Annotated in this window: 12 protein-coding genes and 1 pseudogene; 2 read left to right on the top strand and 11 right to left on the bottom strand. The window is 31.9% G+C overall.

What is annotated here, in order from left to right:
* Positions 1 to 656: 656 nt before the first annotated feature.
* The 4 genes from ABTW65_RS29180 to dut form a co-directional block, all read right to left on the bottom strand.
* On the bottom strand, positions 657 to 1,103 hold the full coding sequence (locus ABTW65_RS29180) for a DUF722 domain-containing protein (RefSeq protein ID WP_002468152.1): 447 nt from the start codon (positions 1,101 to 1,103) through the stop codon (positions 657 to 659).
* A 16-nt stretch (positions 1,104 to 1,119) separates the two neighbouring features.
* Entirely contained in the window at positions 1,120 to 1,269 is a 150-nt protein-coding gene (locus tag ABTW65_RS29435; RefSeq protein WP_002468131.1) for a DUF1514 family protein, read from the bottom strand.
* A 42-nt stretch (positions 1,270 to 1,311) separates the two neighbouring features.
* Positions 1,312 to 1,437: a transcriptional activator RinB gene (rinB, locus tag ABTW65_RS29175; protein WP_350666660.1), complete on the bottom strand. Its 126-nt coding sequence runs from the start codon at positions 1,435 to 1,437 to the stop codon at positions 1,312 to 1,314.
* Positions 1,438 to 1,978: 541 nt separating this feature from the next.
* Entirely contained in the window at positions 1,979 to 2,401 is a 423-nt protein-coding gene (dut, locus tag ABTW65_RS29170; RefSeq protein ID WP_002468111.1) for a dUTP diphosphatase, read from the bottom strand.
* 44 nt (positions 2,402 to 2,445) lie between these two features.
* On the opposite strand from dut, the gene ABTW65_RS29165 reads away from it, so the two are divergent.
* Positions 2,446 to 2,775, top strand: coding sequence for a hypothetical protein (locus ABTW65_RS29165; protein WP_350666653.1), 330 nt, complete (start codon positions 2,446 to 2,448; stop codon positions 2,773 to 2,775).
* Between the two features lie 207 nt (positions 2,776 to 2,982).
* Here ABTW65_RS29165 and ABTW65_RS29160 read toward each other — a convergent pair whose 3' ends face one another.
* From ABTW65_RS29160 to ABTW65_RS29135, 6 genes are all read right to left on the bottom strand, one after another.
* Positions 2,983 to 3,435, bottom strand: a complete 453-nt coding sequence (locus tag ABTW65_RS29160; protein WP_002468121.1) for a DUF3310 domain-containing protein — start codon at positions 3,433 to 3,435, stop codon at positions 2,983 to 2,985.
* Entirely contained in the window at positions 3,432 to 3,791 is a 360-nt protein-coding gene (locus ABTW65_RS29155; RefSeq protein WP_002468115.1) for an SA1788 family PVL leukocidin-associated protein, read from the bottom strand. Before ABTW65_RS29155 ends, ABTW65_RS29160 begins: the two co-directional genes overlap by 4 nt.
* A 198-nt stretch (positions 3,792 to 3,989) precedes the next feature.
* On the bottom strand, positions 3,990 to 4,397 hold the full coding sequence (locus ABTW65_RS29150; protein WP_002468165.1) for a RusA family crossover junction endodeoxyribonuclease: 408 nt from the start codon (positions 4,395 to 4,397) through the stop codon (positions 3,990 to 3,992).
* Positions 4,398 to 4,405: 8 nt separating this feature from the next.
* Entirely contained in the window at positions 4,406 to 4,651 is a 246-nt protein-coding gene (locus ABTW65_RS29145) for a DUF3269 family protein (RefSeq protein ID WP_002468151.1), read from the bottom strand.
* 154 nt (positions 4,652 to 4,805) lie between these two features.
* Positions 4,806 to 5,576 carry an ATP-binding protein gene (locus ABTW65_RS29140; protein ID WP_038399446.1) on the bottom strand — a complete coding sequence of 257 codons (771 nt, stop codon included), beginning with the start codon at positions 5,574 to 5,576 and terminating at the stop codon, positions 4,806 to 4,808.
* Positions 5,577 to 5,588: 12 nt separating this feature from the next.
* Positions 5,589 to 6,362, bottom strand: a complete 774-nt coding sequence (locus tag ABTW65_RS29135; RefSeq protein ID WP_002468137.1) for a conserved phage C-terminal domain-containing protein — start codon at positions 6,360 to 6,362, stop codon at positions 5,589 to 5,591.
* A gap of 43 nt (positions 6,363 to 6,405) precedes the next feature.
* On the opposite strand from ABTW65_RS29135, the gene ABTW65_RS29130 reads away from it, so the two are divergent.
* Positions 6,406 to 6,888, top strand: a complete 483-nt coding sequence (locus ABTW65_RS29130; protein WP_002468164.1) for a hypothetical protein — start codon at positions 6,406 to 6,408, stop codon at positions 6,886 to 6,888.
* A 15-nt stretch (positions 6,889 to 6,903) separates the two neighbouring features.
* Here ABTW65_RS29130 and ABTW65_RS29125 read toward each other — a convergent pair.
* A pseudogene (locus ABTW65_RS29125) lies at positions 6,904 to 7,503 on the bottom strand (putative HNHc nuclease); the annotation flags it as partial.
* Between the last annotated feature and the right edge of the window lie 42 nt (positions 7,504 to 7,545).

The raw sequence follows: 7,545 nt of genomic DNA, 5'->3' as shown, positions 1-7,545 counted from the left end.
TGTTTACGTAACTTACGCCACTGAGAACTGTTGTAGAACGATGTATACTCTTTGTTGCGCTTATTATGCCTAACCTCTTGGTTATACCTTTGTACATTGGCTTTCCTATAGTCTTGTAGCTCGCTTTGACTATAAGTTCTGTTTCCTAATCTAACTTTTGGTTCTTTAAACAAATTTTCTTTTCAACTTCTTTCAAAGAATTTTACTTCAATTACAAATATAAAAAATAAAAGACAAAACGAAATAAGATTTATAATCTCAAATCATTCTGTCTTTTACATAAAAAATATTTTATTATTAGAATGTAAACAAATTAAGAAAACTTTTTATTCATTAATACAAACAACAAACTTCATTTCGTAATAATCTTTTTGTTTCATTCAATCTTTTAAACTAAAGAAACTTTTTAGCTTCATTGAATGTTTGTTACACATAAGAATTTACTTAAATTGATATGATAACCTTCAAAAGATATATTGAAGGTTATATACAACACATGCACTTAAGCACTGCTTTATTAACATAAGCCCTTAAATATAGGTGCTAAGAAACACAAGGTCTTTATAATTGAGGGGTAAATAACCATGTGTTTATATTAGGTACGATACAAGAATACCCTATTGACAACCCGCAATTCACTATACGCCCAATTGCGACTAATCGAAGTATATCCATCCAATCCTTTTTGCTACATCTCTCATTATTTGATTACGCATTCTAATAGCCGAATGTTGACTAATCACCTTGCCATCTTCTCTACATTTAGTTAACTCGTGAGCGATATCTTCCCACTCATATATTAATAAGTCCTTTTCCCAATATCTGTATTCAATAATAGCTTTCTGTTCAGGTGTCGCATTTCTATACACATCTTCAACCGCTGTGATAGTTGCCTGTAAGTTACGATATTTATCATCTTTATGTAGCTCAATTATTTCATTTTCTACAGGCCTGCTTGGAAGATTAGATTTACCCCCACCAGTATTTGTATCTTGAGGCTGATATAATAATTCGTATCGTCTGTATAATAACTGTCCTTTCATATCTTCATAATTACGAAAGAACTGTTCTAACTTTGGTATGTCTTCTTTACCTAGACTCATAAGAAACCTCCGATACTTATTTTCTATTATCTTTAAAATATTTAATCTGCTTATTCAATAATTCATTAAGTTGTTTATGCTCGCTTAGTTTAATTCTCAATCCAGTTTGAACACATAATGATATTAAGAGTGCAATAGCTAATATAATCGAAATGATAATCCACATTTAAAATTCATCGTCCTTTCGTATATAATTTTCTATATCTATTTAATCGTTCTTTTCATAAAAATCTTTAGGTACTTTGACACTATCATATGAGGTAAGCTTATAATATATTTCTCTTCCAATCCATTTACCTAGTTCATACATAGCGATAGTAAACCATATTCTCATTAATCTCTTAATCATTTTATCGACTCCTTTAAAATTACAATTTTGTAAGATTAAGAAAAACTCCTATAAATCTTAAAATTATTGCGTTATATTTGCAGTATAAATTTGGAGGTGTAGCTATGGACAAATCAGCAAATAATATTCTTTCTTCATTTTGTTATTTCAGTGTGTTTTTTGCACCATTTATCTTTCCACTCATAGTTTGGATATTGGCAAGTGGAGATACTTCAAGACATGCTGGAAAAGCTTTACTTTACCATATTTTGCCAATCATCTTTTTCATCGTGTCATTTCTAATCCTTTCTGCATATAGTTACGATCACAATAATATAACGCTGACAGTAGGTCTGATTACAGCCTTCCTTACATTTTACTATATAATTAAAAATTTATATTTAGGAATAAAATTACTTTTCGCATAAAAATAAAAAGTCTTTATAGGCTTTTTATTTTTCTTTTTTAATTATTAATTTATTGCATTTCTTACCCCACTTTTCATTACTCTTTGCGAAGTATTCTTTTAACCTCTTCTAATACGTCTTTATTCTCCTGTGCTTCCATATGCACCTCTATCACTTTCGTTTTCGAACCAATCCACCTGCTTAGGTTTAGGATATACAACGGGAGCTATAACCAATTGTGCAATTCGAGTGCCTTTTTCTACTGTGATAGGTTCATCCCCAATATTGTCAGTAATAACACCAATTTCTTTATTGTACGTGTAGTCTATAGTCCCAAAGTTAACGCGCAATTTAGTTTTTAATGTTTTACCAGATCGTGGTCTTACCTGTGCTTCATAACCAAAAGGTAAATCAATTGCTATATCAGTTTTAACCACTTTAGTTGTGTTTGCAGGTATGTGAATCGTTTCTGATACATAAAGGTCTAATCCGCTATCTGTAGGATTTGCTCTTTTAGGAATTGTCGCGTTCACAGATAATAATTTAATCTCTAAGTACTTCATTCTTATTCTCCTATTCTGATATAATTAACCTATATAAAGATAAGGTGGTCTTAGCTTTGAACATTTCAATGTTTTTGAAGTTGCGTACTTGCGTAAGAGAAGGCAGTGTTAAAATGCCATCTGACTATAAGCACTTTGAATATATGCTATCCAAAAATTGGATTGTTCCAACGATTGTCTACTATAATACTGATTTAAGTGAAAATACTCCTTTAATGACTCCAAAATATAGTGACTATGTTGAAGCAACAAGAGAAGGCGAAGAAAAGTATTATTCAGTAAAAGACTTTTGGATTAAATGGATACTAATTTTCATCTTCTCTTTTTTTGGAACATGCGCAGTTATTACTGGAATATTAATAAAATTGTTATAGTAATAGATAATCAGAATTCATCTCAAGCACTCCCTATTTGTTTTTATATCTTCTATTTTAACTTTCATTTTTACTTTTCTAGATGTCATACCAACTATGAATCCTTTGACACCCAAATTTCTCAATTCATGTTGTACCTCTGTAGGTGTTTTACCCTTAGTTTGGTACTTGTATGTCTGATTAATTGTGTCAGATAGTTCTATTGAGTTATCTGCCATTCTCTAGAGCTCCAACAAATCTATTAGCATATTCTTCCAATTTCTTTTGATTTTGAATATCATTTTCTTTTCTCCCTGTTCTAAGTGAATATCTCATCTGGGTGAATTTCATCGCACCTCTAAATTCCTCTTCAGTGAATTGTTGACGGCAAAATTCGATTAAGTCTATACCTTTCTCACTATTGTAATGTGACGGGTGGTTAACCTTATCATCTAACGTCTTTTTAGTTTCTTCATTTCCATTAGGTAATGAGTAAAAATCATAACAATCATCAATAGTCCAAGTTCTCTCGTCAATTGCTTCTACATCAGCAACCCATTTATCTATATCAAGACTTGACTGAACTAAACGATAAACATTTTTTATTTGCACTGTAATTTCAACACCGTTAACTTCTTGGATTCTGATTCTATCGCCTATAATCAAATCTTTAATACTCATGATCTAACCACCCTTTTTGGAAAAATATCGTACTTCATAAGGTGTACACACCATTCTCTTCTAGGATGTACTTGAGGCACTTCAAATAAGTGCGGTTTCTTGCGTTTCAATTCCTGTAATCTGCGTTGCTCCATTCTCTCTTTATAACTTGTGATTTCGTCCTCTTTAGGTTTCAAACTATCCCACTCACTACGTCTTACTCCAATAGATGCTTCTATTGCATCTTCAAACTTCCAACCAGAAGCCAATCTTTGTCTTAAGATATCTGAATTGATATCTGCTTCTTTCATTTTCTCTACTACATCTGGTGTAATAGAGAAGTATTTATTTTTAACTCTCATTTTTGTCGCTTCCATTTAATTCAACTCCCATCCAGTTTCATCTATATCTACTCTCACAAATTCTGCTTCTGACAAAAACTTGTCTTTATTATCGTGGTATAACTTGTTATAGAATTCTTCCTCTTCATACATATCGCTTACTCTGTTGACTTCAACAGGAACTTTTATTTTCATATCAACTTTCGCTTTAATTTCTATTGTCCCTTTGTACATTCACTCCACTTCCTCTACATTCATGATTATTTTTGGTTCTTCTGCATATTGCTTAAAGCTTTCAATGTGTGCAATTTGGTTATCATCTTTCCATAAGTGATCGTTAGCAGCGTCTAGCACTGTTTTGATTAAATTGTCTATATCTGGTTTCGTACGTTTGTATTGACCTATCGATATTAACTTTTGATTCTTTGTCCAACTCTTAGGTGGTGCGAAGTAAAAATATATTGATACTTTCAATCTACTGTTCAACATCTTTTTAGGTAATTGACTCTGTATATATGCTTTATGCTTCGTATAAGACGTTGGCATGTATGTTTGAATGAATTTACCTGCATTTCTAAAACGTGGACGAGGAGAGCCAATAGGTTCCTTATACGTATCATTGAAATTAATCTCTATTTCCATAACTCACCTCAAAATAATAATTCGTTAATTGTCATTTGTTGTTGCAGTTCTTCTTTTCTGAACAACTTGTGTTTACGTTTGAGTTTTTCTAGTTCATCTTTCGTTACCGTTCCTGAAAATGTGTTTCTAAAGTGTATCCCTGCACAGTTACCTAATTTATAAGTATCTTCTCCTAGCGGCGTTACACTACACATCTTCCAACCGTCAATTTGATACAACATGTATTGCTTTTTAAGTCCGTCGATAAGTCCCATTAGGACACCTCCGTTATTGCCTGTCTGTTGCCTTTTTCTTCCAATTTGTCATTGATTAACTTGATGAGTGCAGCTTGATTCCCACTGCACCAATCAATCATTTTTTTAGCATACACATCGGAACACTCAAGTATTTGCATAACATTCTCTTTCGTTACCATGTGTCACGCTCCCTGTAATCATCTCCTAGTACCTTTACAGTCCTAGCGTTATGTTTCATTCTTGAATTGATCCGTTGCCAATTCATATTTTGATTGAGTTCTTTATCACTAAAATTTGTAGTGAAAATATTATTCTTTCCAACTCTGTTATCTACAATGCTGAATAGTTTATTTAATGTGTGTTCAGTGTTTTCTACACCTATATCGTCGAGTACTAACAAATCTATGTTGCTTAGCAGTTGTACAAGTTCATCTGTTGTTTCTGCAGCGTTCTTGTTGTATGTCGCTTTAATACGCTCCATTAACATTGGAATGTGCATAAAAGCCACTGAATATCCTTCGTTTTTAATTGCTTTAGCTATGGCATACGCTATATGGCTTTTTCCGGTACCGTATGAGCCTTGTAAGATTAAAGACTTAGGTTTATCTACAGAAAAGGTTTTAACGTACTCTATAGCTGTTTTTTTGGCGTATATTTGTTTTTCGTTTTGGGGTTTGTAATTGTTTACTGTTGCATCTCTTAGCGAACCATTTACAGTAGATTGATTGAAGATATTATTTATATATTTTTGCTTACGTTTCTTCTCTGCTTCTTTACCAGCTTGTATCATTGAACAGTCACAACCATGTCTGAACTCATGCCCGTTACTAAACTTGTAATAGTCGTATGTGTTTCCACACTTATTACATTTAAGGTTGTGTTGCTCTTCTACGATGTTTTTACTAGGTTTGATATTTCTAGCTAAACTTTCCATTGATTGCATTTATAATCACTCCTAGTCCCAATAACTCTCGTCATACTTCATACGTTCTAACTGATCCATACCAGTTGATTTTGTCTTTTGATTTAGATAACCTTCAAATTTAGTACCGAATAACGTTTCAGGTCGAAGGTACTTATCACTGTCTGTGTTTAACCACTCATCAGTTTTGACATCAATTACCTTTTTAAAATCGTCCAATCTAAAATCTTGGTTCCATCTTGCTTCAATAAACTTTCTTGTTTTAGCTGTTTTATGCTTGAAGTTTTTACCAGTTTTCTCATTAAGGTAATCAACAATTTCTTTATAAGGTATTCGAGACACAGTCGGGTTGCCCGACAATATATTATTGTTAGTAGTCTCTGTAGTAATGTCTGTGTAGTCTCTGGTATTGGTTGTATCATTTTGATACACTCCATCGTTTCTTTTTGATACGCTCGTCGTATCATTTTGATACGATGGTCGTTTCACATCCTCTAACTTTCCATAATTAATGCTATACCATTTTGTTTTATCGAATTTAGCTTTGTTGTAGTTACCTACATGCAATAAATCTTGTTTTTCTAAACTATATACAGCACGCTTAATTGTCATCACAGACCAAAAAGGAAAGTGTTTTTGCCATTCAGAAAATGAATTGTATATCCAGCGTCTACCATCGTAGTTATGATTGCTTTTCTTTAACCAATAGTGCATTTGTTGTAATACAATTGCTTCATTAAGTCCTATCTCAGTAGCTAACTTTGGTAAAACTAATATAGGATAATCATCAATCAATAAGTTGTTCATCTACTCAACTCCTTTTTGATATAATATTTTCGAGGTGATAAAAATGAATTGGATTTCTTTAATTGCGTTAATAGTTTCAATAATTTCTTTATGTTTAACTGCTTATAAATACTGGCGTGACTACAAAGAAAATCAATTAAATATTTCAGTAGATTTAAAAAATCATTTTGTTTCTGGCGAAAGAAATGTATTTGAACTGAATGTAGTAAATGAAACTAAAAACCCAGTTTCTATTACTAAAATAGTTTTAATAGACGAAAATAAAGGCTTAAAATTCGAGTGTATTCAAAACAAAGTGTTATTAACTAAAGGTAAACATATTAGAAATGAAAGCAGTTTGTTACCAATTAATTTAAACGCTTATGCTTCTCATAAGATGTTTATTGTTTTTGATTTAAAACAAATTTTAGATATTTATAATTTTGAAATTTATACTAGTAAAGGTGTTTATATTACTAATTACAAAGAGAAACAATTGAAAGAACAACCGCTATTAAACTTAGGATCAGTATCGATAAATAAATGATATGATCACGTTTTTTCATACATTTTTCTCTCCTTTCAGGATGGCGTTTAATTTATCATCAACTTTTATCCAACTATCTTGTAATTGGTAATATTTGTTAAAACTGTCTATCCCCATCTGATGTTGAATTGTATGGTGCTTACGACATAACGCTAATACGTATTTATCGTAGTGGTCTATCTTGTTCCTGTTCATACCTCTACCTACTGTTTCAAAGTGTGCTAAGTCTGAATTAGGTTTGCCGCATATCACACAATTTCTGTTAATCGTTGACCAATATAGATAACTCTTATCTTCTTTCATCAACTTACTCGTCTTTAATCTCATAGGAACTTGATGATGAAACATAAAAGCAATAATCATTTCGATTAATTCTCTTGCTATTTTTTTAGAACAATTCTTTAAACTAATAGAATCATAGCCATTCATTATTTCTAATTCGAATTGAAAATCTTGCCTCATAGCTTCTTTAGGTTGACCTAAATGTAATTCAATATCTTCGCATAACAAGAAAATTGTTCTGCGTTGTTTATGAGTTATCTTTTCGTGGTCTGGCACTTCTATATCTGCGTTGAGTGAGTAACCATTTTCCAACAAATCGATATGACTTTGTTCTAATTCAACACCAGTAGCAACGACGGAATAAGTACCGTCGTT

The sequence above is a fragment of the Nocardioides sp. NPDC127503 genome (assembly GCF_040302165.1).
Taxonomy (GTDB): Bacteria; Actinomycetota; Actinomycetes; order Propionibacteriales; family Nocardioidaceae; genus Nocardioides.
The sequence above is the reverse complement of the archived record's forward strand: the minus strand, read 5'-3'. Positions and strand labels throughout refer to the sequence as shown.